General features: G+C 40.4%; 27 protein-coding genes and 1 pseudogene. 21 read left to right on the top strand and 7 right to left on the bottom strand.

Annotated features, from left to right (window positions below):
* Nucleotides 1-58 precede the first annotated feature (58 nt).
* Genes N8L39_RS05025 through sdaAB form a run of 3 tightly spaced genes read right to left on the bottom strand, consistent with a single transcriptional unit; the run spans nucleotide 59 to nucleotide 2,265 of the window.
* Complete coding sequence (locus tag N8L39_RS05025; protein WP_261010120.1) at nucleotides 59-691, bottom strand: HAD-IA family hydrolase; 633 nt, start codon at nucleotides 689-691, stop codon at nucleotides 59-61.
* Nucleotides 692-712: 21 nt separating this feature from the next.
* Nucleotides 713-1,585, bottom strand: a complete 873-nt coding sequence (sdaAA, locus tag N8L39_RS05020; protein WP_049509903.1) for an L-serine ammonia-lyase, iron-sulfur-dependent, subunit alpha — start codon at nucleotides 1,583-1,585, stop codon at nucleotides 713-715.
* Between the two features lie 8 nt (nucleotides 1,586-1,593).
* Nucleotides 1,594-2,265 carry an L-serine ammonia-lyase, iron-sulfur-dependent subunit beta gene (gene sdaAB, locus N8L39_RS05015; RefSeq protein ID WP_000838909.1) on the bottom strand — a complete coding sequence of 224 codons (672 nt, stop codon included), beginning with the start codon at nucleotides 2,263-2,265 and terminating at the stop codon, nucleotides 1,594-1,596.
* A 239-nt stretch (nucleotides 2,266-2,504) separates the two neighbouring features.
* Between sdaAB and apf the strand changes: the two genes are divergently transcribed.
* The gene (gene apf / locus N8L39_RS05010; protein WP_261010121.1) at nucleotides 2,505-3,155 is read left to right on the top strand and encodes an aggregation-promoting factor; all 651 of its coding nucleotides are present in this window, start codon (nucleotides 2,505-2,507) and stop codon (nucleotides 3,153-3,155) included.
* Nucleotides 3,156-3,206: 51 nt separating this feature from the next.
* Here apf and N8L39_RS05005 read toward each other — a convergent pair whose 3' ends face one another.
* Nucleotides 3,207-4,070, bottom strand: coding sequence for a helix-turn-helix domain-containing protein (locus tag N8L39_RS05005; protein ID WP_261010122.1), 864 nt, complete (start codon nucleotides 4,068-4,070; stop codon nucleotides 3,207-3,209).
* A 254-nt stretch (nucleotides 4,071-4,324) separates the two neighbouring features.
* Here N8L39_RS05005 and N8L39_RS05000 point away from each other — a divergent pair, with 254 nt between their 5' ends.
* The 7 genes and pseudogenes from N8L39_RS05000 to argH all read left to right on the top strand — a co-directional run.
* Complete coding sequence (locus tag N8L39_RS05000; protein ID WP_049531981.1) at nucleotides 4,325-5,116, top strand: hypothetical protein; 792 nt, start codon at nucleotides 4,325-4,327, stop codon at nucleotides 5,114-5,116.
* Entirely contained in the window at nucleotides 5,103-5,909 is an 807-nt protein-coding gene (locus N8L39_RS04995) for a hypothetical protein (RefSeq protein ID WP_261010123.1), read from the top strand. The genes N8L39_RS05000 and N8L39_RS04995 overlap by 14 nt, the downstream gene beginning before the upstream one ends.
* Before the next feature lie 13 nt (nucleotides 5,910-5,922).
* Entirely contained in the window at nucleotides 5,923-6,570 is a 648-nt protein-coding gene (locus tag N8L39_RS04990; RefSeq protein ID WP_261010124.1) for an ATP-binding cassette domain-containing protein, read from the top strand.
* Between the two features lie 386 nt (nucleotides 6,571-6,956).
* Nucleotides 6,957-7,544, top strand: coding sequence for a hypothetical protein (locus N8L39_RS04985; RefSeq protein WP_001108834.1), 588 nt, complete (start codon nucleotides 6,957-6,959; stop codon nucleotides 7,542-7,544).
* 149 nt (nucleotides 7,545-7,693) lie between these two features.
* Nucleotides 7,694-9,802, top strand: coding sequence for a bacteriocin-associated integral membrane family protein (locus N8L39_RS04980; protein ID WP_261010125.1), 2,109 nt, complete (start codon nucleotides 7,694-7,696; stop codon nucleotides 9,800-9,802).
* Complete coding sequence (locus N8L39_RS04975) at nucleotides 9,799-10,440, top strand: ABC transporter ATP-binding protein (RefSeq protein ID WP_050285167.1); 642 nt, start codon at nucleotides 9,799-9,801, stop codon at nucleotides 10,438-10,440. The genes N8L39_RS04980 and N8L39_RS04975 overlap by 4 nt, the downstream gene beginning before the upstream one ends.
* A gap of 105 nt (nucleotides 10,441-10,545) precedes the next feature.
* Nucleotides 10,546-11,558, top strand: a pseudogene (argH, locus tag N8L39_RS04970) (argininosuccinate lyase); the annotation flags it as partial.
* A gap of 302 nt (nucleotides 11,559-11,860) precedes the next feature.
* Here the strand turns inward: argH and N8L39_RS04965 are convergent.
* Nucleotides 11,861-12,736 (bottom strand): hypothetical protein, encoded by an 876-nt coding sequence (locus N8L39_RS04965; protein ID WP_261010126.1) that lies wholly within the window; start codon nucleotides 12,734-12,736, stop codon nucleotides 11,861-11,863.
* Nucleotides 12,737-13,252: 516 nt separating this feature from the next.
* Here N8L39_RS04965 and mnmA point away from each other — a divergent pair.
* From mnmA to mnmG, 3 genes are all read left to right on the top strand, one after another.
* On the top strand, nucleotides 13,253-14,374 hold the full coding sequence (mnmA, locus tag N8L39_RS04960) for a tRNA 2-thiouridine(34) synthase MnmA (protein ID WP_261010127.1): 1,122 nt from the start codon (nucleotides 13,253-13,255) through the stop codon (nucleotides 14,372-14,374).
* A 140-nt stretch (nucleotides 14,375-14,514) separates the two neighbouring features.
* Nucleotides 14,515-14,970, top strand: coding sequence for an NUDIX hydrolase (locus tag N8L39_RS04955; protein WP_261010128.1), 456 nt, complete (start codon nucleotides 14,515-14,517; stop codon nucleotides 14,968-14,970).
* 9 nt (nucleotides 14,971-14,979) lie between these two features.
* Nucleotides 14,980-16,893 carry a tRNA uridine-5-carboxymethylaminomethyl(34) synthesis enzyme MnmG gene (mnmG, locus tag N8L39_RS04950; protein ID WP_261010129.1) on the top strand — a complete coding sequence of 638 codons (1,914 nt, stop codon included), beginning with the start codon at nucleotides 14,980-14,982 and terminating at the stop codon, nucleotides 16,891-16,893.
* Between the two features lie 33 nt (nucleotides 16,894-16,926).
* Here the strand turns inward: mnmG and rnjA are convergent, their stop codons facing one another.
* On the bottom strand, nucleotides 16,927-18,606 hold the full coding sequence (gene rnjA, locus N8L39_RS04945; protein ID WP_000331986.1) for a ribonuclease J1: 1,680 nt from the start codon (nucleotides 18,604-18,606) through the stop codon (nucleotides 16,927-16,929).
* A gap of 1 nt (nucleotide 18,607) precedes the next feature.
* A complete protein-coding gene (locus N8L39_RS04940; protein ID WP_000639572.1) occupies nucleotides 18,608-18,841 on the bottom strand; it encodes a DNA-dependent RNA polymerase subunit epsilon in 234 nt (77 codons plus the stop codon).
* 280 nt (nucleotides 18,842-19,121) lie between these two features.
* Here N8L39_RS04940 and N8L39_RS04935 point away from each other — a divergent pair, with 280 nt between their 5' ends.
* The 10 genes from N8L39_RS04935 (at nucleotide 19,122) to N8L39_RS04890 (ending at nucleotide 26,322) form a co-directional block, all read left to right on the top strand.
* Nucleotides 19,122-19,337: a hypothetical protein gene (locus N8L39_RS04935; protein ID WP_000282478.1), complete on the top strand. Its 216-nt coding sequence runs from the start codon at nucleotides 19,122-19,124 to the stop codon at nucleotides 19,335-19,337.
* Between the two features lie 104 nt (nucleotides 19,338-19,441).
* Nucleotides 19,442-20,125, top strand: a complete 684-nt coding sequence (tsaB, locus tag N8L39_RS04930) for a tRNA (adenosine(37)-N6)-threonylcarbamoyltransferase complex dimerization subunit type 1 TsaB (protein WP_261010130.1) — start codon at nucleotides 19,442-19,444, stop codon at nucleotides 20,123-20,125.
* Entirely contained in the window at nucleotides 20,122-20,559 is a 438-nt protein-coding gene (gene rimI / locus N8L39_RS04925; RefSeq protein WP_261010131.1) for a ribosomal protein S18-alanine N-acetyltransferase, read from the top strand. Before tsaB ends, rimI begins: the two co-directional genes overlap by 4 nt.
* The gene (tsaD, locus tag N8L39_RS04920; RefSeq protein WP_261010132.1) at nucleotides 20,549-21,559 is read left to right on the top strand and encodes a tRNA (adenosine(37)-N6)-threonylcarbamoyltransferase complex transferase subunit TsaD; all 1,011 of its coding nucleotides are present in this window, start codon (nucleotides 20,549-20,551) and stop codon (nucleotides 21,557-21,559) included. The genes rimI and tsaD overlap by 11 nt, the downstream gene beginning before the upstream one ends.
* Before the next feature lie 103 nt (nucleotides 21,560-21,662).
* Entirely contained in the window at nucleotides 21,663-22,526 is an 864-nt protein-coding gene (locus tag N8L39_RS04915) for an XRE/MutR family transcriptional regulator (RefSeq protein WP_261010133.1), read from the top strand.
* Between the two features lie 229 nt (nucleotides 22,527-22,755).
* Nucleotides 22,756-23,040: a bacteriocin immunity family protein gene (locus N8L39_RS04910; RefSeq protein ID WP_261010134.1), complete on the top strand. Its 285-nt coding sequence runs from the start codon at nucleotides 22,756-22,758 to the stop codon at nucleotides 23,038-23,040.
* A gap of 331 nt (nucleotides 23,041-23,371) precedes the next feature.
* A complete protein-coding gene (locus tag N8L39_RS04905) occupies nucleotides 23,372-24,067 on the top strand; it encodes an AzlC family ABC transporter permease (protein WP_000659743.1) in 696 nt (231 codons plus the stop codon).
* Nucleotides 24,057-24,380 carry an AzlD domain-containing protein gene (locus N8L39_RS04900; RefSeq protein WP_261010135.1) on the top strand — a complete coding sequence of 108 codons (324 nt, stop codon included), beginning with the start codon at nucleotides 24,057-24,059 and terminating at the stop codon, nucleotides 24,378-24,380. The genes N8L39_RS04905 and N8L39_RS04900 overlap by 11 nt, the downstream gene beginning before the upstream one ends.
* Before the next feature lie 103 nt (nucleotides 24,381-24,483).
* Entirely contained in the window at nucleotides 24,484-25,314 is an 831-nt protein-coding gene (locus N8L39_RS04895) for an amino acid ABC transporter substrate-binding protein (RefSeq protein ID WP_261010136.1), read from the top strand.
* 153 nt (nucleotides 25,315-25,467) lie between these two features.
* Nucleotides 25,468-26,322 (top strand): MetQ/NlpA family ABC transporter substrate-binding protein, encoded by an 855-nt coding sequence (locus N8L39_RS04890; protein ID WP_033685605.1) that lies wholly within the window; start codon nucleotides 25,468-25,470, stop codon nucleotides 26,320-26,322.
* Nucleotides 26,323-26,356 lie beyond the last annotated feature (34 nt).

Below are 26,356 nucleotides of genomic sequence, written 5' to 3'. Positions count from 1 at the left end.
TTGTTATGTAGAGACTTGCTTTATTTTCTTCTGAAATGGGGTTGTCGTCCAGTCTATGTTATTGAAAATACTCCAAAACTTCTATGGGTTTGTGAGCGATATAATCAGGCTGATAGTTTAGTAGATCTGCTTGTTCTCCAAATCCCCAAGTGACGGCCAATTTCTGAATGCCTGTTTCTTGAGCTCCCATCATATCAAACTTGGTATCTCCGATGATGATGGTTTGTTCTGGTACTAGTTGATGTGTCTGTAAGGCTTGGCGAATGACATCTGCCTTATGAGGTGCTTCAGGGCTGGAGCCATAAATGCTATCAAAGAAATGATGGATTCCCAAGTTTTTAGTCATATCCTGAGCGGTTGGAGTATTCTTTGTAGTGGTGATATAAAGAGGGTAATTGCTCGATAACTTCTCAAGCAAGTCTACAATCTGAGGAAAGAGTTGAGCTTCATGGATGCCTTTTGCCTTGTAGTAAGAACGGTATATCTGGACAGCCTTAGAAATTTGGTCTTTGGGAAGGCAGGTCGCAAAACTACTTTCAAGAGGCGGTCCCATAAAACCACGAATAGTTTTGACATCAGGACTAGGCACCCCCAGCTCCTTAAAAGTATGGGTAAAGGCATTGTGAATCCCGATAGAACTGTCAACGAGGGTCCCATCTAGGTCAAAAAAGATAGCTGTGATAGAGGTCATGGTTTCTCCTATTTGATAAGCTTATTCTCCGAAAATTTCTTTTTGGAGGCGACGACCAGTAGGGGTGGCAGCGAGTCCACCTTCAGCTGTTTCACGAAAGGCAGTTGGCATGCTTGACCCCACTTGGTACATGGCATCGATAACTTCATCCACAGGGATTTTAGATTCGATACCTGCCAGGGCCATGTCTGCTGCGATGAAGGCAAAGCTAGCTCCCATGGCATTGCGTTTGACACAGGGAACTTCGACCAAGCCGGCAACAGGGTCACAGATGAGGCCTAGCATATTTTTAATGACAAAGGCAATGGCCTGACTGGCCTGATAAGGTGTTCCACCGGCAGCTAGAGTTAAGGCGGCAGCACTCATAGCAGAGGCCGAACCAACCTCGGCTTGACAGCCACCCTCAGCGCCTGAGATAGAGGCATTATTTGCGATGACTAGTCCAAAGGCACCGGCAGCAAAGAGGAAATCCAGCTGTTGCTCGTGGCTGAGGTCTAATTTTTCAATAGCGGCTGTTAGAACTGAGGGCAGACAGCCAGCACTTCCTGCGGTCGGAGTGGCACAAACCAAGCCCATTTTAGCATTGTGTTCATTGACTGCAATGGCATTTCGGGCAGCAGAGAGAATCGTGTAATCTGACAGAGTTTTTCCGTTTTTGATGTAGTGATCCAACTTGGCAGCATCTCCACCTGTCAGGCCACTACGAGATTTATTTTCATTGAGGCCAAGTTGGACAGAGGCTTTCATGACTTCCAGATTGCGTTCCATGAGAAGGAAGACTTCTTCACGTTCGCGACCGGTCAATTCAAACTCTGTTGTAATCATGAGTTCTGCGACATTTCCTTGAAAGTCCAGATCTGCTTGCTCGACCAATTCTTTGATAGAATAAAACATGCTTCCTCCTATTTAAAGAAATTGACATTGTGGAGATGAGGGATTTTTCGAATTTCTTCTATGGCCTCATCACAGTTGCGACTGTCAACTTCGATAATCATAATGGCTTTTTCACCAGCTTTTTCACGAGTAACATTCATCTGGGCGATATTGATATCATAGCGGGAAAGTGCCTCCGTTACGAGGGCAATCATACCTGGAATATCTTGATGAACGATGATGATAGTCGGTGTATTCATGTTGAGAGAAACGGCAAAGCCATTGAGTTCGGTTACCTGAATATTTCCGCCACCGATTGAAATACCAGTCACGCTGATGGTCTTGTGCGCATTTTTAACGGTAATTTTAGTAGTGTTTGGGTGAGGAGCATTGCTGTCTTTCTGAATGGTCCAGACAATCTTGATACCACGCTTGTGGGCAATTTCCAGACTGTTTGGGATTTCAGGATCATCTGTATCCATGCCTAAAATACCTGCAACAAGGGCTAGGTCTGTCCCGTGACCACGATAGGTCTTGGCAAATGAGTTAAAAAGTTGGAATTCGACTTCTGTCGGAGTATCATCAAAAATGGAAGAGACAATCTTCCCAATACGAACAGCACCAGCTGTATGGCTACTAGATGGGCCGATCATAACTGGTCCGATGATATCAAAGACAGATTGAAAACGAAGTGATTTCATCAGTTTCCCCTTATAAAAATTCTTATCTCTATTATATCAAAGAATGAAGGTCTTGGCTTTAATTGTGGATGAAAACCTTTTTACACTACAAATAGCATAAAAATAGTATCTTTTATGACAAAAATAGCTTATTTAGGGAAATAAAAAATAATTTTGTAATATTTCTACATAAAAGTGTTAAGAAATAGTAATATTTAAAGGGTATGATAGAAGTATAGAAAGAAGGAGAATTTTCAAATATGAAATCAACAACTAAAAAGATTAAAACAACTCTTGCAGGAGTAGCTGCCTTGTTTGCAGTATTTGCTCCATCATTTGTATCTGCTCAAGAATCATCAACTTACACTGTTAAAGAAGGTGATACACTTTCAGAAATCGCTGAAACTCACAACACAACTGTTGAGAAATTGGCAGAAAACAACCACATCGACAATATTCATTTGATTTATGTTGGTCAAGAGTTGGTTATCGATGGTCCTGTAGCGCCTGTTGCAACACCAGCGCCAACTACTTATGCAGCACCAGCTGCTCAAGATGAAACTGTTTCAGCTCCAGTAGCAGAAACTACAGAAGTAGTAGAAGAAGCAGCACCATCTGCAAGCGCTCCAGTAGCAGAAGAAACTGTTGCTGCAGCAGAAACTTCAGCACCAGTTACAACTGTAAGCGGATCTGAAGCAGAAGCTAAAGAATGGATCGCTCAAAAAGAATCAGGCGGTAGCTACACAGCTACAAATGGACGTTACATTGGACGTTACCAATTGACAGATTCATACTTGAACGGTGACTACTCAGCTGAAAACCAAGAACGTGTAGCAGATGCCTACGTTGCAGGACGTTACGGTTCATGGTCAGCCGCTAAAGACTTCTGGCTTAACAACGGCTGGTATTAAGAAATAACGAACAGAATAATTTGAAAAAGTCGAGGAAATCCCTCGACTTTTTTATATTTCTTTCGGTTGATAATAGATCTCCACTTCTTTTTTGAGAAAGGCTAGAATGGAAGTTTCATCGGTCAGCTCTAGAAGGGAGAACCCTTTTTGGATAAGTTTAGCATCATCCCTACAAATCCCAATACGGACATAGCAGATAGCAAGCATATCGTAGCTTTTCTTGTTCTTGGCATCCTCTAGTAAAGTATAGCAGATTTGTTGACACATGTTTTTGTCTTGATGGTATAAGTAAATGGTGGAAAGGTTGAGTAGGATTGCCATTCGCAAGTCATATAAATGTTGGTAGTTTTTATAGACTTCCAAGCGTTGCAAGATTTTTTCAGTGATGAGATGGAGGTGTTCAATAGGAAAGCTGAAAAGGATGGTATTGAGGATTTTTAGGTCACTTTCATACCATGTATCTTGTTTTTCAATTTTTTCCCAAAGTTTTTTGACAGTTTGTTTCACTTGGTCTGACAGTTTCTCTGTACCATGTTGACGAATATGAATGACAACTTCAAGCATATCTCTGATTTCTTCTATAGGCAGGTCGTGATGGGTCTTGAGATAGTTTTGGCATGTTTCAAAAAAATCAACTAGACCACTGCCACCAATGATGGAATTCATATTGAGATAAGTTTGCATGATTTCTGTCCGTTGGCTCGGTTGATAGAGATGGCAGATGTAGTCAAACTCTTCAAAACTCATATTGATTTGCCGGAGAAGAAATTCCATGTTTTCATATTTGGGAGTTACCTTACCGCTTTCAATCTTTGATAGGCTGGTTCTTGAGAGGACATTCCCACAGACCTCTTCTTGGGTCAATCCTTTTGACTCACGTATTTCTTTATAGACCTTTCCAAAATCATAACGCATGATTTTCTCCTTTTCGTGAAAAAAGTTAACAAACAATAAAATCCTATTAAAAATATTGTATCATAGTAATATAAAAAGTAAAGATGCAGAAGGATCTAATCTTAGATTGGGTGGATGGACAGGGTTCGCAACATATGTTAAAGTTCAAACCAGCGGTTCATGGAGTCCTGATGAGTATTAAGAGCTAGAATATAGGTTTGTATATTTGGGGGTGAGAATGTTCGCTCATCCCATTTGTTTTATAGGAGAGAAGTATGGATTACAAGGTCAGTATGTTTTTAAAAGGGATGAAAAATAAGCAATTCTTTTTAGCAATATTAATTATTTTAACTTCTATGATATTTTCTGTAAGTGCATTTATTGAAGAGGGGATGGAGTATTTTTTTAATCATGATTATATTGTGGCATTTTTACAAGGTTATAATGGTGATAGGTCGTTGTTAATAGTTTTGGCACCTCTTATTGCAACAATTCCTTTTGCGTCACAGCATATCGAAAATAGAAAAAGTGGGACAATGAAATATATTGTATCAAGGATGGGATATAAACAGTATTTTAATTCTATTTTTATAATCAATGGATTCATATCATTTACAACATTTATTTTTGGAATGTTATTATTCTTGATAATGTCAATTTTATTTTTTAATAGAAGTATAAATATGGATGCTTATTATGCAATAACAAAAGTTTCTATTTATGAATCAGCAGTGAGGACATCTCCGTTATTTTATGTAGTAATAATCATTTTACATTGTTCCTTTGTTGGCGTTGCATATAGTAGTGTTGGATTGGCGATGTCATATTTTATTAAGAGCAAATTTGTTGCATGGTTATCCCCATTTATTTTAACGACAATAGGATCATTGTTTGCGATGTTTTTAGGTCTTACTAAAATTGAACCAATGGCAATTTTTGATGTTTCAAGAGTAAAAGGAATAAGCGTAATATTTGTTTTTGTATACTTAATCCTTATAGTAGTAATATCATATTGGATATCGTATAAAAAATTTAAAAGGGATATAGAAACTGATGAAGAAATTTAAAGAATTAAACAATAAAGAAGATTTTTATATAGGTTTTATATATTTATTAGTTGCTTTTGCTATATTAGCAAATTTTAGTCAGCTGATAGTATTGAAATATAAATTTGGGAATTTTCATTTTGGTGAGCTGATTCTTATCATGTTTAATGATTCCTATACTGGATATTTCACATTTCCGTTTTTATTAGCTTTCATAATGATGCTACAAAGCCCAGTTGAACAAAATATATTTTTTGTACTAAGTAGGTATTCAAGTAGAAATGATTTTTATAGAAATAAGCATTTTAAAATTTTGAAAAGTGTGATTTATTATGTGGTTAGTATTTGTATATTTTCCACTATAGTAGGAATAGGAGATTCTAACTTTGGCATTGGCATTTCAACAGCCACAAAAAAATTTTCAGAAACGTATTTATTTGGAAATTTTGAAACGAATATAGTAATTTATGAGATAGTAAAGATAATAATTTTACAAGGATTATTGCTATATTTCTTTTCCCTGCTCCATGCACTTTTAACACAGTTTAGAATATCACAATCGTTAGTATTTGTTATCTATACGGGCATTTTGATTATAATGGCGGGTTCAACATTGGGCTTTTTAGGAGAACATCTGAGAGCATTTTCATTGTTTTCCATTTCTGGTTCAGTGTATGGTTACGGCATAAATTTCATTGGTAGATGTGGGATATTGATATTTGTTGATGCAATGTTGCTTCTATTAAATTTTAAAATATTTGAAAATAAAGATATTGCATTACCTAAAGGAAGTAAGCAGTATCAAAATGAGTAAGGAGTTGAAACGTATGAATTGTATAAAAGTAGATCATCTTTCAAAAATATTTGGGAAAAAGTATGTTATAGATGATGTTAGTTATGTTTTTGAATCAGGTAAAATATATGGAATTGTAGGAACCAATGGATGCGGTAAAAGTGTATTATTTAAAATGCTTTCAGGATTAATGAAACCTACTACTGGTAAGATTACAGTTGGGAGTGTAATTGTTGGGGAAAATGGTTCTATGCCACTTGATGTAGGGTTACTTATTGAACATCCGGGATTTTTGCCTAGTCTAACTGCATTAGAGAATTTAGAGCAATTAGCTGCAATCAAAAATAAAATTACTAAGAAAGAGATTGAGGAAGTATTGAATAAGGTAGGTTTATATCAGGATAAAGATGTAAAAGTAAAAAATTATTCATTAGGCATGCTACAAAGATTAGGGATTGCCCAAGCATTGATGGAAAATCCTAAGATTTTACTCCTAGATGAACCATTTAATAGTATGGACTATGAAGGTGTAGAAGAACTTAGAAAAATAATTAAGAGTTATGCTCGAAAGAATAATATTACTATGTTGGTCACATCTCACAATAAAGAGGATATTGAAGTATTATCTGATATTGTTCTTGAATTGAAAAACGGTAAATTAGTTAAGACATCTAACTTTTAGTAATGGTAGCTGGCTAACTTTATTATAGTTTTTTCAATATACTTTTCCGAAATCATAACGCATGGGCTTTCTCCTTTTTGTGAAAAAAGTTAACAAATAATAAAATCCTATTAAAAATATTGTATCATAGTAATATAAAAAGTAGAAAATAAAACTAAAATAAGTTTGGTGTAATTTTAAAATGGGGTTAATGAGTACTATGATGTAGCTAGAAAAGGGATGGAAAAATGTTTAAAAATAAGGAGCTTTTTCGAGTAGTCATGATATTTGTGATAGGAACTATCCTAATTTTAATGACACCAGTCTTATTTAAAGTTATTATGGAACTATTTTCAAAATAAATAGGACTCTGCTCTAGGCGGAGTAGTGAATCAGGAGGTTAAGTGATGAACTACAATGTAAAATATCTCTTATCAGGAATATTTATTATAGTCTTTATAGGTTTTCTAGTCTGGATGCGTTATTTTAATCAGAAGAAGGAAGAAGAGCATTCGGATGTGTCTTTTGAAGCGAGATTAGACAGTGAGGTTAAGACATTATATAAACAACTAGGATTGGGTGAGGAGCCTCATTATTTCTTAGCCTATCGCTACCTACATCCCTGGTTTAATTTGGCGATTTTACCACCAACAGTTGAAATTTTCTTAACTAAAATAGCGCTGGTGATGGTGACTCCAGATGAACTACTGATAAGAAATCTTGGGAATGGGATGACTTTCACAAGTGAGCACCATCGTGATTTGCGACAAGGACTTATCCGCATTCCAAAATCAGAGATGAAAGAATTTGAGATTCGCAACTGGAAAAGAGTTTTTATATTTGGCGATTTTTTGACAATTAAAACAAGCCAACATAGCTATTATTTGCAGGTTAGAGATGATGGACTTCAAAAAGGAAGTCTTTCTACCAAACACTTCTCCGACTTGAAACGACAAGATTTTCTCGGATTATTGACAGATAAACGGACATTTTGATAGACGATTGCTCAAAAAACTAACCTCTAAACATTCAAAAACCACACAGTGTTTTCAGCCTTGAACACAATTAAGCTGAGAGAATCACTGTGTGGCTTTATTGGAAAGTTAGTTTTTCCCAGTTTCGTCTCTTCACGGGAGGTATCTCTATGAAAAAAATCAGTCATCTTTGTATGTTACTCCTGCTTCTGTGTACCACTTTTTTTGTTTTTAATGTAAACTATACACGAGAAGTGGTTCGGATTCAAGAAATGGGAAAGACTGTAGATTCTTTGGATTTGTATTTGAAAGATATTAACGAACCTGCAGCGTCTGTTCTTCGATTTTTTGAGGATGTATCAAAGGAGTATAAAGTCTCCATCATCAAAACAGACAGTGGTGATGAGGTGGTCAAGTCTGGTGTTTTTGATAAAGATACCTTCCCCTACCAAGAGTTTGGGATTTCTTCTCTTGATTTTACCACAGATGGTGAAGGAGTCTATAGTAATAAAGAAATTTCCAATAAACTTGGTACGATTCCGACCTTTCTAAAAGCCAAACCTATTCAGCTTATGACTTTTCAAACCTATATCAAGGATACATCTCGTAGTTTAAATGGTCGCTATACGATAACTTCTACACAAGAGATGGACAAGGATAGGATTGTACAGAAATGGAGCGATTTTTTCAAGATAGACCAGGCTACCTTGCTAGAGCCGACCTACAAAAGTGCAGTGGAAGTCATAAATCGAGATTTGCTTTTATCTGCCATTGTTTTTGTCTTGGCTATTTTGCTTCTTGTGTTAGTGACAGTGTATCAACCGATGATGGAGATGAAACGAGTTGGGGTACAAAAATTACTTGGTTTTCAAGATAGGGCTGTTTTAGCTGATGTTGTAAAAGGCAACCTTTACCTCCTCCTAGGTGGGGCTCTTGTGATCAATCTAGGCGTGTTTTTCTTGCTTGATTATAAGCCAAAAGATTTGTTTCCTATGCTGTGGTTGTCTCATTTTTTGCTGTTGCAGCTTTATCTCTTTATCAGTTGGTTGACTTACCTCTTAATCCAAAAAATGACAATCAGCTCTCTGCTGAAAGGTTTTTCATCTTTCAAATTTGGTCTACTCTTTAATTATTTGATGAAAATTGGAACTACCATTTTACTGACAGTCTTGCTAGTTGGGGTAGGAAAAAGTTTGGAGCAAGAAAACAAAGAGTTGGATTACCAGAAACAGTGGATCAGCCAAGGAAATTATCTGACCTTAGAAACTTTCCAACTCAATGATAACTTGTGGCAAGAGCAGTTGGCAGGCTCAGGGAAGGCATTGGATTATTTCTATCGATTTTATCAGGATTTGGTAGAAAAAACGCAGGCGGGCTATGTGCAGAGTAGCAGTCTTCCTGTAAAAAATTTTGTCCAATCAGAACAGATTCAGCAATATCAGTTAACAGATACGGTGGATGTTTACTATGCCAATCGCAATTTTCTAAAGAGCAAGGGATTCAAGCTACCAGATACCGGTATTAAAAAAGTTATTTTGATGCCAGCAAGTACGAAAGGTGAAGAAGATAAAAATCAGCTCTTGGGGAAGTTAATTGCCTTTCATTCGATGAAGTATGAAGAGCAGCAAAAGCAAACAATAGAAGATATGGATGTCGAGATTGCCTATTATGAAGGAGATTGGTCATTTTTCCCATATAGTGATAAGCGAAAGGAAAATCTCTCCAATCCAATTATTAGCTTGGTCAATGATTCTGATATGATGTGGGATGAGAAAGCCTCCCTGTCAACAACTGGCTTAAATAATCCGATGAAAATTGAAAATACGGTTCAACATCAAAAAGAGATTACAGAGTTAGTTGAGAAATTGTCAGATGGAAATTATTTAAAATTTTCATCTATTCAAGCCATTCAACAAGAGAAAGTGGATTCTTATCGAGATGCTGTTCGGAATTTTAACCTACTCTTTGCTTTGTTTGGTCTCCTTAGCATGATGATTTCCTACTTCTTACTAGTAACAACTTTCTTATTGAAGCGAACAGATATTATTACCAAGAAGTTTATGGGGTGGAAACTGGTCGATCGCTACCGTCCTCTCCTCGTTCTACTCTTGCTGGGCTATAGTCTGCCTCTTCTAGTCTTGATTTTCTTTGCCCATGCGCTCTTGCCACTCCTACTTTTTGCAGGTTTTACATGTTTGGATATACTATTTGTGCTAGCCTTGGCTTCTAGGATGGAGAAAAGAAGTCTAGTAGAGTTATTGAAAGGGGGCATCTTATGATTGAGTTGAAAAATATTACGAAAACCATTGGGGGAAAAGTGATTTTGGATAACTTATCTCTCAGGATTGATCAGGGGGATTTGGTAGCCATTGTTGGAAAAAGTGGTAGTGGTAAGTCGACCTTGTTAAATTTATTAGGTTTGATAGATGGTGATTATAGCGGACGGTATGAGATTTTTGGTCAGACAAATCTAGCGGTTAATTCTGCTAAGTCGCAAACAATAATCCGTGAACATATCTCTTATCTGTTTCAAAATTTTGCCTTGATTGATGATGAAACGGTCGAGTACAATCTTATGCTGGCACTGAAATATGTGAAATTGTCTAAGAAAGACAAGCTCAAAAAGGTGGAAGAGATTTTAGAGAGAGTAGGTTTGTCAGCTACTTTGCATCAAAAGGTTTCCGAGTTATCTGGTGGGGAGCAACAACGAATTGCAGTTGCTAGAGCTATCTTAAAACCCAGCCAGCTGATTTTAGCCGATGAACCTACAGGTTCGCTGGATCCTGAAAATAGAGATTTGGTCTTGAAGTTTCTCTTAGAGATGAATCGCGAGGGGAAAACAGTTATTATTGTGACCCACGATGCTTATGTAGCCCAACAATGTCATCGGATCATTGAATTGGGCGAGGGGAAATGAGTTAGCTCTGCTTATTTTGACTGACTGAATACTTATGTTTCCCCACAGATAAATAGCATCAATAAGCCTAGGAATGAAATTTTTATGTAGTTTTCCTAGGTTTTTAAGGAACAACTTGGCCATGTCCTAGATAAACTGGCTCATCTCAAAGGTGTTTTATTAGACTTGGCGGAAAATCATGTGGAGACGATCATGCCGGGCTATACCCATCTGCAACATGCTCAGCCTATTAGTTTTGCCCACCACCTGATGGTTTACTACAATATGTTTCAAAGAGATAGTAAACGTTTTGAATTTAACCAGAAGCATACAGACCTATGCCCTCTAGGTGCGGCAGCTTTGGCAGGAACGACTTTCCCCATTGATCGCCAATTGTTTAGCAATTTGCTGGAGTTTAAGCAACCTTATACAAATTCTTTGGATGCTGTTAGTGACCGCGATTTTATCTTAGAATTTCTATCCAACGCCAGCATACTCATGATGCATATGAGCCGTTTTTGCGAAGAAATAATAAATTGTTGTAGTTTTGAGTACCAATTCATTACCTTGTCAGATACGTTTACAACAGGTTCCTCTATTATGCCCCAAAAGAAAAATCCAGATATGGCTGAGTTGATTCGAGGAAAGACTGGTAGAGTTTATGGGAATCTGTTTGGACTATTGACAGTCATGAAGTCCTTGCCTTTAGCTTATAATAAGGATTTGCAAGAGGATAAGGAAGGGATGTTTGATACGGTCGAAACGATTTTAAATTCCCTTGATGTATTGGCAGGTATGTTATCCAGCTTGCAGGTAAACAAGGAAAAAATGCAAGAATCTACAGAGAGGGACTTTTCAAATGCAACTGAGTTAGCAGATTATTTGGCAGGGAAAGGTTTGCCATTTAGAGAAGCTCATGAGGTTGTAGGAAGATTAGTGCTAGACTCTATCAAGTCTGCTAAAAATATTCAAGATTGGAGTCTGGAGGAATTGCAAACCTATCATTCCCTCATTGCTGAGGATATTTATGTCTACTTGCAACCTAAAACTGCTGTTCAAAGACGAAATTCACAGGATTTGACCAAGTGAAATACCAAATTGCAGTCGCTAAGAAAGCGAATAAAGATTTAAAAAGTTGATAAGCAGTAAAAATAAAGGCGCAAGCTTATTTTCATAATAAGGCAGTGTGAGACTTTATTTTGTGATTTTTATCCGTTTTGTAATGATTTTTTGTCTACTATGTAGGATGGATATAAACTCAATTTCAGAAGAAATGAAGTAAATCTTTCCACAATAAAACGCATATTATCAAGGTTTTTGTGTACTGACCCCCAAAAGTTAGATTTTTTCTGTCTAACTTTTGGGGTGCAGTTCATTGTCTACCTGATACTATGCGTTTTTATGATTTCAAAGCTTTTTTGGCCAGTCTTTTTCTTAAGGATTAACGCTGACCGAATGATGTAACTCCACCACCTAAACTAGCGAGATCATCACTGTTTGTTGTGGGAACTTCAGCATTGTTACTATTGGTATTAGTCTCTGCTTGAGCTTCTGAAGTATTAGCTGCTTGATTTTGTGTACTCGCCACATCATTTCCGCTGCTGCCAGCACTATCAGATGAAGGTTGTTCGCTTGCAGGCGCCTGTGAACTGTATCTGCTCCCATTTGACTCAGTATAGGTTGGAGTAGTGTAGCTCCCTCCTCCTGAAGAATAGGTTTCTCTTTCCCCCGCGCTACTAGTCGTTCCTGTTTCTTTTTTGTCAGTCTTTTGTCCTTCTTTTTTGGTCAAGACTTCAACTTGCTTTTGGAATTTAGAAATTAGTTCTTGGATGGGTTTTATTTTTTCATCAATAGTGGCTTGTTCGCTTGTGGAGTTGACACTTTTAATGATTTCTAGTATTTTTTGTAAGGAAGTGATGGCTGTTTCAAGTTTTTGTTTATCTTCAAACTGACTATCGGATTCCTTTATATCCATTTTTAAAGCTTTTTCGCTATAATGATTGGTGATTTTATCGGACGTAGTAGTAAGAAAGTCTGCTAATGTTTGCTTGCCTTCGTCAGTGTTTGGCTTCAATTCTTGAATTTTTTTCCAATCCTCTATAATCGTTTCAGAATCGATATTAAAATCTTTGATGGCTTTTTTTACTTGTTCGACATCTTGTTCATTTTTTTGCCGTTTGAAGAAAGCAATATTGCCTCTTTCTGTTAAAATGTTTTCTTGATGAATGACTAAGCCTATTAAAAGTCCAAGACTTGCGACAATGATAATAGTAAAAATGGTGTTTTTTGATTTTAGAATATCTTTGTAGTTTTTCACAATCGTTCTACATACATGGATGGTAGTATCTTTAAGGGATCATGTACGTATTCCTCCTCATTACAGTATATCATTTTTAGCTTATTTTATAAATAAGATAATAAGCAGTAGAGGGATTAAGGTATAAATTACCCTCTTTTTAAACAATTATATATGTATTTACAGAGAGGCTTGTAGATTATCAGCCTCTTTCTTGTCTTCTCCAACCAAGCATGTTATAATGAATACTGCTCAAGCGACCTTCAATCGTTAAGCACACACGACCTTCAATCGTGAACTAGTCATTTCGCTTATCTTTTATTACGTCGTTAACTCGAAATGAGATGCAAGCTTAGCTTGTCTGATTTATAACCTCAATCAGTCTCCCAGACTGATTGAGCGAACTCAAGTTATGCCTACGACTCGTTGCCTAGTACTAAAAGCAAACGAAATGACTATACTCAAATAAATTCTATTGAAAGTCATAGTAAATAGAATTTTGAGGGTATAAATAAACGAATAGATGGGAGACTTACCATGAGTGATAACTCTAAAACACGTGTTGTTGTGGGGATGAGTGGTGGTGTTGATTCGTCGGTGACGGCTCTTCTTCTCAAGGAGCAGGGCTACGATGTGATCGGTATCTTCATGAAGAACTGGGATGACACAGATGAAAACGGCGTCTGTACGGCGACCGAAGATTACAAGGATGTGGCTGCGGTGGCAGACCAGATCGGCATTCCTTACTACTCTGTCAATTTTGAAAAAGAGTACTGGGACCGCGTTTTCGAGTATTTCCTAGCGGAATACCGTGCAGGGCGCACGCCAAATCCAGATGTTATGTGCAACAAGGAAATCAAATTTAAGGCCTTTTTGGACTATGCCATGACCTTGGGGGCAGACTATGTAGCTACTGGGCATTATGCCCGAGTGGCGCGTGATGAGGCTGGCATCGTTCACATGCTTCGTGGCGTGGACAATGGCAAGGATCAGACCTATTTCCTCAGCCAGCTTTCGCAAGAACAACTTCAAAAAACCATGTTCCCACTGGGACATTTGGAAAAGCCTGAAGTTCGCAGACTAGCAGAAGAAGCAGGCCTTGCGACTGCTAAGAAGAAAGACTCGACAGGGATTTGCTTTATCGGAGAAAAGAACTTTAAAAACTTCCTCAGTAACTACTTGCCAGCTCAGCCTGGTCGCATGATGACTGTGGATGGTCGCGATATGGGCGAGCATGCAGGTCTGATGTACTATACGATTGGTCAGCGTGGAGGTCTAGGTATCGGTGGGCAACACGGTGGAGACAATGCCCCTTGGTTCGTTGTCGGAAAAGACCTCAGCAAGAATATCCTCTATGTAGGGCAAGGATTCTACCATGATTCGCTCATGTCAACCAGCCTAGAGGCTAGTCAAGTCCACTTTACTCGTGACATGCCAGAGGAATTTACGCTAGAATGCACAGCAAAATTCCGCTACCGTCAGCCTGATTCTAAGGTGACCGTCCATGTCAAAGGAGACAAGGCAGAGGTTATCTTTGCAGAACCGCAACGCGCGATTACACCAGGACAGGCAGTTGTCTTTTACGATGGCGAAGAGTGTCTAGGTGGTGGTTTGATTGACAATGCTTACCGCGACGGACAAGTTTGTCAGTACATTTAGATTGACAAATTTTCTCAATTTGCTACAATAATAAAAGCAATAGAAATGATGGTCAAAGCTCATGGATGTTGCAGGCTTTTTTGTCCTGCACTTCTTTGGAGTTTTGACTGTTTTTGTGTCGTTTAAGGGAAAGGATAAGAATGACTCAGCAAGACTTTCGGACAAAAGTAGACAATACGGTTTTTGGTGTTCGGGCGACAGCCTTGATTCTTCAAAATCGCAAGCTTCTAGTCACCAAAGATAAGGGCAAGTATTACACAATTGGTGGTGCGATTCAAGTCAATGAAAGCACGGAAGACGCGGTAGTCCGTGAAGTGAGGGAAGAACTGGGTGTCAAAGCTCAAGCTGGCCAGCTAGCTTTTGTGGTTGAAAATCGTTTTGAACAGGACGGTGTTTCCTATCACAATATCGAGTTTCATTATCTGGTGGACTTGCTTGAAGATGCCCCATTGACCATGCAGGAAGATGGGAAAAGGCAGCCCTGTGAGTGGATTGACTTGGATAAACTTGAGGATTTCCAGTTAGTTCCAGCCTTTCTAAAAACAGCCCTACCAGATTGGGACGGCCAACTAAGACACATCCATCTTGAGGAATAGGAGAGAAACATGACTTATAATTTTACTGAAGAATACGATATTATTGTAATTGGTGCGGGACACGCTGGGGTAGAAGCATCCCTAGCAGCTAGCCGTATGGGTTGTAAGGTCTTACTTGCGACCATCAACATTGAAATGCTGGCTTTCATGCCTTGTAACCCCTCTATCGGTGGTTCTGCCAAGGGAATTGTCGTGCGTGAAGTCGATGCCCTCGGTGGCGAGATGGCTAAGACCATTGACAAGACTTACATCCAGATGAAGATGCTCAACACAGGGAAGGGTCCTGCCGTTCGTGCCCTTCGTGCGCAGGCTGACAAGGAGCTTTACTCTAAGGAGATGCGCAAGACAGTTGAAAATCAAGAAAATCTGACCCTTCGTCAGACCATGATTGATGAGATTTTGGTGGAAGACGGCAAAGTTGTCGGTGTTCGTACAGCGACCCATCAAGAGTATGCTGCAAAGGCCGTTATCGTGACGACAGGGACCGCCCTCCGTGGGGAAATTATTATCGGAGACCTCAAGTACTCATCAGGTCCTAACCACAGCCTAGCTTCTATTAACCTTGCTGATAACCTTAAGGAATTGGGACTCGAAATTGGTCGTTTCAAGACAGGGACACCTCCACGTGTCAAGGCTTCTTCTATCAATTACGATGTGACAGAGATTCAGCCAGGGGACGAAGCGCCTAATCACTTCTCTTATACTTCACGTGATGAAGACTATGTCAAGGATCAGGTGCCATGCTGGTTGACCTATACCAATGGTACCAGTCATGAAATTATCCAAAATAACCTCCACCGTGCGCCTATGTTTACAGGTGTAGTCAAGGGAGTTGGGCCTCGTTACTGTCCGTCGATTGAGGACAAGATTGTGCGCTTTGCGGACAAGGAACGCCACCAACTCTTCCTTGAGCCAGAAGGTCGCAATACAGAGGAAGTCTATGTTCAAGGCCTATCAACCAGTCTGCCAGAGGATGTACAGCGTGAGCTGGTTCATTCTATAAAAGGTTTGGAAAATGCAGAGATGATGCGAACAGGTTATGCCATTGAATACGACATGGTCTTGCCTCACCAGTTGCGTGCGACTCTGGAAACCAAGAAAATCTCAGGACTTTTCACTGCTGGTCAGACAAATGGAACGTCAGGTTACGAAGAAGCAGCAGGCCAAGGGATTATCGCGGGTATCAATGCGGCTCTGAAAATCCAAGGCAAGCCTGAGTTGATTTTGAAGCGCAGTGACGGTTATATTGGGGTCATGATTGATGACTTGGTGACCAAGGGAACGATTGAGCCTTATCGCCTTTTGACCAGTCGTGCTGAATACCGCCTCATTCTCCGCCATGACAATGCTGATATGCGTTTGACTGAGATGGGACGTGAGATTGGTCTTGTGGATGATGAACGCTGGGCTCGCTTTGAAATTAAGAAAAATCAATTTGAAAATGAGATGAAACGCCTAGACAGTATCAAACTCAAGCCAGTCAAGGAAACAAATGCCAAGGTTGAGGAGATGGGCTTCAAGCCATTGACAGATGCCGTGACAGCTAAGGAATTCCTTCGCCGTCCAGAAGTTTCTTACCAAGATGTGGTGGCCTTCATCGGACCAGCTGCAGAGGACTTGGATGACAAGATTATCGAATTGATTGAAACAGAAATCAAGTACGAAGGCTATATTTCCAAAGCCATGGACCAGGTTGCCAAGATGAAACGCATGGAAGAAAAACGCATTCCAGCCAATATCGATTGGGATGACATTGATTCTATCGCGACAGAAGCCCGTCAGAAGTTCAAACTCATCAATCCAGAAACCATCGGCCAAGCCAGCCGTATTTCGGGAGTAAACCCGGCAGATATTTCTATTTTGATGGTGTATCTGGAAGGTAAAAATCGTAGTATTTATAAGAATCAAGAAAAGAAAGCATAGAAAAAACAGCTCCGTCGGGGCTGTTTTTTTGATTTATTCTTCATCTGGTGTGAGGATCATCGGGATGATAATCGGCTCACGTTCTGTATTTTCATAGAGGAAGGGGCGAATAGCGTTGACAATGGCACCATTGACTGATTGCACGCTAGCATCCTTATTTTTCAGTGCGATACGAATTGCATTGAAGAGAATGCGCTGGCTTTGGCGAATCAAGTCGCCAGACTCTCTCATGTAGACAAAGCCTCGACTGAGGATGTCTGGACCAGATAGAATCATCTGCGATTTGAAGTCAACAGTTGCGACTGCCAGAACGACACCGTCTTCAGATAGATCACGACGATCTTTGAGGACAGCTGCGCCGATTTCACCGATACGATTTCCATCGACATAGATGTCTTGGGCGTTGAAATGGCCTGCGATACGAGCTGAGTCAGCAGTAAGGGCAAGCACATCACCATTGCTCATGATAAAGATATTGTCCTTCTCAACACCAGTATCCACCGCTAGTCCAGCGTGGACTTTTTGCATGCGGTATTCACCGTGGACAGGCATGAAGTATTTTGGCTTAATCAAGCGGAGCATGAGTTTTTGCTCTTGCTGGCCACCGTGTCCAGAGGTATGGATATTGTTAACCTTACCGTGGATAACTTCGACACCAGCTTCTGAAATGATGTTAATCAGCTTGTTGACGCTAGTAGTGTTTCCAGGGATTGGACTAGAAGAGAAGATAACTGTATCGCCGGGTTGGAGTTGCACCTGACGGTGGGTTCCGTTGGCGATACGAGAAAGGGCTGCCATAGGTTCACCCTGACTACCTGTACAGAGGATGAGAACCTCGCCTGCAGGGTAGTCTTTGATTTCATTTGGCTCGATAAAGGTTCCCTTAGGAGCTTTGATGTAGCCAAGCTCGATTCCGTTGACAATGGCCTTTTCCATCGAACGACCAAAGACCGCAATCTTACGTCCAGTCTTAACAGCAGCTTCTGTTGCTTGTTGGAGACGGAAGATATTTGAGGCAAAGGATGCAAAGATGATACGTCCTTCGATGCCTTGGATAATCTTCATGATGGACTGACCAACGACTTTTTCAGAGTTGGTAAAGGTTGGCACTTCCGCATTTGTCGAGTCAGACAGGAGACAGAGTACGCCTTCTTCGCCAAGGGCTGCCATACGGTGCAAGTCCGCAGGTTCTCCAACTGGAGTGAAGTCGAACTTAAAGTCACCCGTACAGACGATTTTTCCTTGAGGAGTATGAATGACAATTCCCAAAGGCTCTGGAATAGAGTGAGTCGTTCTAAAGAAAGTTGCCTTGAGATTTTTAAAGGTCAACTCAGTGTTGTGGTTGATTTCGTAAAGTTTGGCGTTGCGCAAGAGGCCGTGTTCTTCGAGTTTCCCACGGATCAAAGCCAAGGCAAGTGGTCCAGCATAGATAGGGACATTTGCTTGCTTGAGCAGGAAAGGAATCCCACCGATGTGGTCCTCGTGTCCGTGTGTGATTAAGACAGCCTTGACGCGGTCGATATTGTCCACGATGTATGAGTAGTCAGGAATGACATAGTCGATACCCAGCAAATCATCTTCTGGGAATTTAATCCCAGCATCGACGATAATAATCTCGTCTTGGTATTCAATCCCGTAAGTGTTTTTCCCGATTTCTCCCAGACCACCGATGGCAAAAACGCCGACTTCTTCAGGTTTAAGAGTGTAGGCCATATTAGAACTCCGTAATTTCGAAGGCGCCAGTTTCTTTTTCGTAATCTAGCAATTTGTCAGACAAGAGTTCGATATACTCGATATTGTACTCTGGGCGATTTTCTTCGACAAGTTGGCGAGCAGCGATACGGCCCTCAAGTTCTGAGCTGGCATCGATGTCTAGGTAAAGTGCGCGTGTAGTTTCACGGCGTGGGCTACGTTCTTTTGTTTCTTGATAAAAAACTTTGTAAATCATATAGTTCCTTTCTATTTTACAGGTCAGCTTATTCCAAACTTTTAGCATAGATTTGCTTGATTTCATTCCATTTTGTGTCTAGATTGACCTTGATTCGTTACAATTATTTCAATTATACCACAAAATGAAAAATTAGTAAAAGACGGAAACGAGAAAGTCATGGGTCGATTCGCCGAGTAAGCGCTTGCAAAAATAAAGAAAATGTGTTATGTTGATAATGGAAGTGAAATTTATTGCTTGTCATAATTCCATATAGTTTTTAAGTCAAGGAGGTTGCCCTATGTATAACTTATTTGCTTTTGCTATCGGAGCTCGCTTGGTAGCTTTTATTGTTTTTGTTGCTTGCGTTTATGCGGGGAATCTTCTATTTGCCAAACTGGAACGACGACAAACCAAGTTCTTGTGGAAAATTACCTTTGTGACTCTCTACTCGCTTTTTCTCCTCCTCGTAACCTATGTCGTTTGGTTTGTATTTTATTTTGGATTAAATGCTTAGATGCCCTGCTTATGCTGGGGCATTTTTGTTTGGGGGCAAAGAAAATTCCCATGTGCCAGCTTTTGTAGTATAATAGTAAGCAGACAAAAAGATAGGAATGTGTTATGAAAGTATTAGCTTTTGATACGTCCAGCAAGGCTCTTTCTCTCGCTATTTTGGAGGACAAGCAGGTTCTTGCCGAGACGACGATTAATATTAAGAAAAATCACAGTATTACCCTCATGCCTGCCATCGATTTTTTGATGGCAAGTTTGGATTGGACGCCCAAGGATTTGGACCGAATCGTGGTGGCGGAAGGACCGGGTAGCTACACGGGCTTGCGAATTGCGGTAGCCACTGCCAAGACTTTGGCTCATACCCTGAACATCGAGTTGGTTGGTATGTCGAGTCTCTTGGCTCTGGTGCCCTACCAACAAGAAGGCTTGTTCGTCCCCTTGATGGATGCGCGTCGCAACAATGTTTATGCAGGATTTTATGAAAATGCCAAACCTGTCATGCCAGAAGCACACTTGCCTTTTGAGCGAGTCATCGAGCTAATCAAGGGTGCTAGTCAGGTAACCTTTGTCGGAGAAGTTGGCCTCTTTGTGGAGCAGATTCAAGAACACTTGCCAAGGACTAATCTCAAAGAAACCTTGCCAAATGCAGCTAATCTAGCTCTCTGGGCCTGGGATAAGGAAGCAGACTCCTTACATGACTTTGTGCCGAATTACCTCAAACGAGTCGAGGCTGAGGAAAACTGGCTTAAGAACCACACCGAGTCTGGTGAGTCTTACATTAAACGCCTATGATAGAGATCAAACGAATCCAACAGCAGCCTGACTTGGCTCAAGACATCTACGCTGTCATGGCAGCTGTTTACCCAGTCAGTCCTTGGACGCTGGAACAAATCCAAGCAGACCTGGCTCAAGACCAGACTTGGTATGCTTTGGCTTATGATGGGGCCGAAGTGATTGGCTTTCTAGCTGTTCAGGAGAATCTTTTTGAGGCAGAAGTCCTGCAAATCGCTGTCAAAGGAGCCTATCAGGGTCAGGGAATTGCGTCAGCCTTGTTTGCTCAATTGCCGACAGACAAGGAGATTTTCCTCGAAGTCAGAAAGTCAAATCAAAGAGCGCAAGCATTTTACAAGAAAGAAAAGATGGCAGTCATCGCTGAGCGAAAGGCCTACTACCATGACCCAGTCGAGGACGCCATTATCATGAAGAGAGAAATAGATGAAGGATAGATATATTTTAGCATTTGAGACATCCTGTGATGAGACTAGTGTTGCCGTCTTGAAAAACGACGATGAGCTCTTGTCCAATGTCATTGCTAGTCAAATTGAGAGTCACAAACGTTTTGGGGGCGTAGTGCCGGAAGTAGCCAGTCGTCACCATGTCGAGGTCATTACAGCCTGTATCGAGGAGGCACTGGCAGAAGCAGGGATTACCGAAGAGGACGTGACAGCTGTGGCTGTTACCTATGGACCAGGCTTGGTCGGAGCCTTGCTAGTTGGTTTGTCAGCTGCCAAGGCTTTTGCTTGGGCGCATGGACTTCCGCTGATTCCCGTTAACCACATGGCTGGCCACCTCATGGCAGCTCAGAGTGTGGAGCCTTTGGAGTTTCCCTTGCTAGCCCTCTTGGTTAGCGGTGGACATACGGAGTTGGTCTATGTTTCCGAGGCTGGTGACTACAAGATTGTTGGAGAAACGCGAGATGACGCGGTTGGTGAGGCCTATGATAAGGTTGGCCGTGTCATGGGCTTGACCTATCCTGCCGGTCGTGAGATTGACGAGCTAGCTCATCAGGGGCAGGATATTTATGATTTTCCTCGTGCCATGATTAAGGAAGATAATCTGGAGTTTTCATTCTCAGGTTTGAAATCTGCCTTTATCAATCTTCATCACAATGCAGAGCAAAAGGGAGAAAGCTTGTCCACAGAGGACTTGTGTGCTTCCTTCCAAGCAGCTGTCTTGGATATTCTCATGGCAAAAACTAAGAAGGCTTTGGAGAAATACCCTGTTAAAACCCTTGTCGTGGCAGGTGGTGTGGCAGCCAATAAAGGTCTCAGAGAACGCCTAGCGGCCGAAATCACAGATGTTAAGGTTATCATCCCACCTCTGCGCCTCTGCGGAGACAATGCAGGTATGATTGCCTATGCCAGCGTTAGCGAGTGGAACAAAGAAAACTTTGCAAGCTTGGACCTCAATGCCAAACCAAGCCTCGCTTTTGATACTATGGAATAAGGAGTCAGCTTAGGGCTGGCTTTTTCACTTACCAAAATGTCAGAATATTTTGACAAATCTATAAAAATAATGATATAATATATAAAAAATAGGAGGTGGTCAGATGATTGAGAGAATGGAATTGGGAGAACTTTACAAGGAATTGCGCTTGGCTAGAAAGCTAAAACAGTCAGATGTGGCTTGTGCTGGACTAACAGCCTCTCAGTTGTCCAAGTTTGAACTAGGACAGTCTATGCTATCTGCTGACAAGTTGATCCTAGCCATCCAAGGAATCAATATGAATTTTGATGAGTTTGGGCACAAGCTTAACAACTATCAAGAATCCCCACATATGCGAATTGGTAGAAGGGTTGTAGATCGCTTTGCCCATCAAGATATTGCTGGCTTAGAGCAACTGTTGGAGGAAGTCGAGCAAGAACAGATGGCGCAGACCTATCGTCGTTTGAATGCTATTGTGATTAAAAATGCCATCCATTCCTTAAATAAGAGCTATCCGCTAACAAATGAGGATAGGGAGTTTCTGACCATCTATCTCTATGCTATTGAGTCTTGGACCTGGTTTGAACTCTATCTTTTTTGCAATACAATGCCCTTCTTAAGTAATCAAGATTTGATATTTTTATCAACTGCTTTAATTGAGAAATCTAAAGAATTTAAAGAGTTAGTACACAATCGATTGTATATGAAGCAAGGGCTCTTAAATATCTTATCAGAACTCATGGAGCGCAAGCTTTTCCCCTATATCCCAATTTTTGAAGCTGAGCTGGAGAGCATGTTGCGTCCATATGATGTTTTTGAAAAAGTATCGTGGCAATTTTTAAAGAAAATGAGTGTTTTCCTTCAAACCAAAGGAAGCAATCAAAAAGAGATTGAACACTTTATCCAATCTCTGCAAGTACTAGAAAATCCACAATTAACAGCCCTCTTCGAATTGCGTTTTCAGCAATACAAAGAACTTATTGAGTAGTCCACAATCGCAAATCTGAAATTTCTATAAGAAAAAATGTCAAATATGCGATTTTCTAAAATAAGCCAATTTTCGTGTTATACTGTCCTTGTAAAGTACTTAAAGCAAATCCTAGGTCGCAGAAGTGGGTTACAACTAGAGACTCGTACAGTTTATTTTTAATGTTGAAATACTGTAAATGGCTGGACTAAAAGTGAAACTTGGAGTCCTAGATAAAATGAGGTAAACGATGGAAAAACAGAGTCAGTTACAAATTTTAATTCATTCCCTGTACAATAATAAAGAAATTCGCTTGACGGAAGAATTTAGGAAGCAATTGCTGGAAACAGCGAAACAGTTCTCTAGTACTAGTGAAGATTTGTTAGCTGTACGTCTCTCATTTGCCGTCTCTAAAGAATTATTGAGCTTTAAAGGTGAACCACCGACAGAGTTGTTGGACTTAGCAAAATTTGTCCAAAAGAAAGAAGCTAAATATAAGCAGGGAATAGTGTGGTCTGGTATTTTAAAAATATGATTTATTATAAAGTACGGTATTAACATCGCATAATGGATGAATCTAAATATAAGTAAGACTTGGATCTCAATGCCAAACCAAGCCTCGCTTTTGATACACTGGAATAAAATGGAGTCTGTCTGATTACAATCAGCAGACTTTTTTCTCTTTCCTGAATGTGTTATAATAGTCCATGCTATGGCTGGAGCATTTTCAGCCTACTTATACTCTTCGAAAATCTCTTCAAACCGCGTCAGCTTCGCCTTGCCGTACTCAAGTACAGCCTGCGGCTAGCTTCCTAGTTTGCTCTTTGACTTTCATTGAGTATTATTAAGACAATATGAGGAGAAAGATGAAAGAAAAAGGATTTTGGGAGGGGGCGCAGGCAGCGATGCCAACGGCCCTTGGTTATGTCAGTATCGGACTGGCCTGTGGGATTATCGGTGCGCCCTATGTGACACCTGTTGAGATGGGCTTGATGAGCCTCTTTGTTTATGCTGGGAGTGCCCAGTTTGCCATGCTGGCCCTGATTGCGGTTCAAGCACCTGTGGCGGCCATTGCCATGACGGTTTTTCTAATCAATTTGCGTCTCTTTTTGTTGAGTTTGCATGCGTCGACCTATTTCCGTCATACCAGTCTTTGGCAAAATATCGGTATGTCTAGTCTCTTGACGGATGAGACCTATGGCGTTTTGATGGGCGAATTGGCCCATACAGACAAGGTCAATCCTATGTGGATGCACGGAAACAATCTCAACAGCTATGTGGCTTGGTTTGTGGGAACAGTTGTCGGAACGGCTCTGGGTGGCCTGCTGCCAAATCCAGAAATCTTTGGCTTGGATTTTGCCCTGGTTGGGATGTTCATCGGAATTTTTGCTTCGCAATTCCAGATTATGCAAAGACGGATTCCTGTCCGCAATCTGCTCATTATCCTAGCAGTTGTTGCGGTGTCCTTCTTTTTACTCTTGACAGTGGTGTCTCAGTCGCTAGCTGTTCTGTTTGCGACGCTACTTGGTTGTACAATGGGGGTGGTTTTAGATGGTCAGTAAGTATCTTTTATTAGCAGTTATTTTCTCTGGTCTTGTGACCTGGATTCCCCGTATGATTCCCTTCATCTTGGTCAAGTATAAGGGCTTGCCTGCTATCGTTGAGCGTTTTTTGAAGTTCTTGCCCGTTTCTATTATCTTTGCCTTGATTCTTTCAAGTGTAGTGACTGGTAAGGTTGGTAGCTTTCCTCAAATCAAATGGCTGGACTTCTTAGCAGTCTTTCCAACGGCTTGGGTGGCCTTTCGCTACCGCAATCTAGTCGGAACAGTTCTCTTTGGAGTGGTCTTGATTGCCGTCTTGCGTTGGGTCTTTTAAATCAGCCATAAAGAAAACCTATCACAGAGATAGATATCATATAATGGCGTAAATGGTCTTTTTCTGTTAAGATTATAAGGTATTCTATTTTGGAGGAAATGACATGAAAAAAATCGTTAAATACTCATCTCTTGCTGCCTTAGGACTTGTTGCTGCAGGTGTGCTAGCAGCTTGCTCAGGTGGTGCTAAGAAAGAAGGAGAAGCAGCTAGCAAGAAAGAAATTATCGTTGCAACCAATGCTTCACCAAAACCATTCAACTACGAAGAAAATGGCGAATTGACTGGTTATGAAATTGAAGTGGTTCGCGCTATCTTTAAAGACTCTGACAAGTATGATATCAAGTTTGAGAAGACAGAGTGGTCAGGAATCTTTGCAGGACTTGATGCTGACCGTTACCAAATGGCCGTTAACAACATCAGCTACACTAAAGAACGTGCAGAAAAATATCTTTACGCAGCGCCAACTGCTAAAAACCCTAACGTTCTTGTCGTGAAGAAAGACGACTCTAGTATCAAATCGCTTGATGATATCGGTGGAAAATCAACAGAAGTTGTTCAAGGGACAACATCAGCTAAACAGTTAGAAGACTACAACAAGCAACACTCAGATAATCCAACTGTCCTTAACTATACTAGAGCAGACTTCCAACAAATCATGGGACGCTTGAGCGATGGTCAGTTTGACTACAAGATTTTTGATAAAATCGGTGTTGAAACAGTTATCAAGAACCAAGGTTTGGACAACTTGAAAGTTATTGAACTTCCAAGCGACCAACAACCTTACGTTTACCCACTTCTTGCCAAAGGTCAAGATGAGTTGAAAACATTTGTAGACAAACGTATCCAAGAACTCTACAAAGATGGAACTCTTGAAAAATTGTCTAAACAATTCTTCGGAGACACTTATCTACCAGCAGAAGCTGATATTAAATAATTTCTTGAAATCATCCATTCTGAGTAAGGTGGGTGATTTCTCAATTTTTAGGGTTATAGTTTTAAACTATATATCTGGCTATCTAATAACAATTTGTGAAATCAAACAAATTGTGAGATACTAGTACGGTATTATTTTTAAGGAGAAAGAATCATGAAAATCAAAAAATGGCTTGGTGTAGCAGCCCTTGCTACAGTCGCAGGTTTGGCTCTTGCAGCTTGCGGAAACTCAGAAAAGAAAGCAGACAATGCAACAACTATCAAAATCGCAACTGTTAACCGTAGCGGTTCTGAAGAAGCTCGTTGGGATAAAGTCCAAGAATTAGTTAAAAAAGACGGTATTACTTTGGAATTTACAGAGTTCACAGACTACTCACAACCAAACAAGGCAACTGCTGATGGCGAAGTAGACTTGAACGCTTTCCAACACTATAATTTCTTGAACAACTGGAACAAAGAAAACGGAAAAGACCTTGTAGCGATTGCTGATACTTACATCTCTCCAATTCGCCTTTACTCAGGTTTGAATGGAAGTGACAACAAGTACACTAAAGTAGAAGACATCCCAGCAAACGGAGAAATCGCTGTACCGAATGACGCTACAAACGAAAGCCGTGCGCTTTACTTGCTTCAATCAGCTGGCTTGATTAAATTGGATGTTTCAGGAACTGCTCTTGCAACAGTTGCTAACATCAAAGAGAATCCAAAGAACTTGAAAATTACTGAATTGGACGCTAGCCAAACAGCTCGTTCATTGTCATCAGTTGATGCTGCCGTTGTAAACAATACCTTCGTTACAGAAGCAAAATTGGACTACAAGAAAGCACTTTTCAAAGAACAAGCTGATGAAAATTCAAAACAATGGTACAACATCATCGTTGCGAAAAAAGATTGGGAAACATCACCAAAAGCTGATGCTATCAAGAAAGTGATCGCAGCTTACCACACAGATGAGGTGAAAAAAGTTATCGAAGAAACATCAGACGGTTTGGATCAACCAGTTTGGTAATAAGAAACAGGGAGGTGGGAGAGAAAATTCCACC

The sequence above is a fragment of the Streptococcus mitis genome, from assembly GCF_946190285.1.
In the GTDB taxonomy this organism is placed as follows: Bacteria; Bacillota; Bacilli; order Lactobacillales; family Streptococcaceae; genus Streptococcus; species Streptococcus mitis_CP.
The sequence above is the reverse complement of the archived record's forward strand: the minus strand, read 5'-3'. Positions and strand labels throughout refer to the sequence as shown.

What these genes read in the sequence shown, in the direction of transcription:
- N8L39_RS05025 (WP_261010120.1), bottom strand. Translation starts at nt 691, where the DNA reads ATGACCTCTATCACAGCTATCTTTTTTGACCTAGATGGGACCCTCGTT.
- sdaAA (WP_049509903.1), bottom strand. Translation starts at nt 1,585, where the DNA reads ATGTTTTATTCTATCAAAGAATTGGTCGAGCAAGCAGATCTGGACTTT.
- sdaAB (WP_000838909.1), bottom strand. Translation starts at nt 2,265, where the DNA reads ATGAAATCACTTCGTTTTCAATCTGTCTTTGATATCATCGGACCAGTT.
- apf (WP_261010121.1), top strand. Translation starts at nt 2,505, where the DNA reads ATGAAATCAACAACTAAAAAGATTAAAACAACTCTTGCAGGAGTAGCT.
- N8L39_RS05005 (WP_261010122.1), bottom strand. Translation starts at nt 4,070, where the DNA reads ATGCGTTATGATTTTGGAAAGGTCTATAAAGAAATACGTGAGTCAAAA.
- N8L39_RS05000 (WP_049531981.1), top strand. Translation starts at nt 4,325, where the DNA reads ATGGATTACAAGGTCAGTATGTTTTTAAAAGGGATGAAAAATAAGCAA.
- N8L39_RS04995 (WP_261010123.1), top strand. Translation starts at nt 5,103, where the DNA reads ATGAAGAAATTTAAAGAATTAAACAATAAAGAAGATTTTTATATAGGT.
- N8L39_RS04990 (WP_261010124.1), top strand. Translation starts at nt 5,923, where the DNA reads ATGAATTGTATAAAAGTAGATCATCTTTCAAAAATATTTGGGAAAAAG.
- N8L39_RS04985 (WP_001108834.1), top strand. Translation starts at nt 6,957, where the DNA reads ATGAACTACAATGTAAAATATCTCTTATCAGGAATATTTATTATAGTC.
- N8L39_RS04980 (WP_261010125.1), top strand. Translation starts at nt 7,694, where the DNA reads ATGAAAAAAATCAGTCATCTTTGTATGTTACTCCTGCTTCTGTGTACC.
- N8L39_RS04975 (WP_050285167.1), top strand. Translation starts at nt 9,799, where the DNA reads ATGATTGAGTTGAAAAATATTACGAAAACCATTGGGGGAAAAGTGATT.
- mnmA (WP_261010127.1), top strand. Translation starts at nt 13,253, where the DNA reads ATGAGTGATAACTCTAAAACACGTGTTGTTGTGGGGATGAGTGGTGGT.
- N8L39_RS04955 (WP_261010128.1), top strand. Translation starts at nt 14,515, where the DNA reads ATGACTCAGCAAGACTTTCGGACAAAAGTAGACAATACGGTTTTTGGT.
- mnmG (WP_261010129.1), top strand. Translation starts at nt 14,980, where the DNA reads ATGACTTATAATTTTACTGAAGAATACGATATTATTGTAATTGGTGCG.
- rnjA (WP_000331986.1), bottom strand. Translation starts at nt 18,606, where the DNA reads ATGGCCTACACTCTTAAACCTGAAGAAGTCGGCGTTTTTGCCATCGGT.
- N8L39_RS04940 (WP_000639572.1), bottom strand. Translation starts at nt 18,841, where the DNA reads ATGATTTACAAAGTTTTTTATCAAGAAACAAAAGAACGTAGCCCACGC.
- N8L39_RS04935 (WP_000282478.1), top strand. Translation starts at nt 19,122, where the DNA reads ATGTATAACTTATTTGCTTTTGCTATCGGAGCTCGCTTGGTAGCTTTT.
- tsaB (WP_261010130.1), top strand. Translation starts at nt 19,442, where the DNA reads ATGAAAGTATTAGCTTTTGATACGTCCAGCAAGGCTCTTTCTCTCGCT.
- rimI (WP_261010131.1), top strand. Translation starts at nt 20,122, where the DNA reads ATGATAGAGATCAAACGAATCCAACAGCAGCCTGACTTGGCTCAAGAC.
- tsaD (WP_261010132.1), top strand. Translation starts at nt 20,549, where the DNA reads ATGAAGGATAGATATATTTTAGCATTTGAGACATCCTGTGATGAGACT.
- N8L39_RS04915 (WP_261010133.1), top strand. Translation starts at nt 21,663, where the DNA reads ATGATTGAGAGAATGGAATTGGGAGAACTTTACAAGGAATTGCGCTTG.
- N8L39_RS04910 (WP_261010134.1), top strand. Translation starts at nt 22,756, where the DNA reads ATGGAAAAACAGAGTCAGTTACAAATTTTAATTCATTCCCTGTACAAT.
- N8L39_RS04905 (WP_000659743.1), top strand. Translation starts at nt 23,372, where the DNA reads ATGAAAGAAAAAGGATTTTGGGAGGGGGCGCAGGCAGCGATGCCAACG.
- N8L39_RS04900 (WP_261010135.1), top strand. Translation starts at nt 24,057, where the DNA reads ATGGTCAGTAAGTATCTTTTATTAGCAGTTATTTTCTCTGGTCTTGTG.
- N8L39_RS04895 (WP_261010136.1), top strand. Translation starts at nt 24,484, where the DNA reads ATGAAAAAAATCGTTAAATACTCATCTCTTGCTGCCTTAGGACTTGTT.
- N8L39_RS04890 (WP_033685605.1), top strand. Translation starts at nt 25,468, where the DNA reads ATGAAAATCAAAAAATGGCTTGGTGTAGCAGCCCTTGCTACAGTCGCA.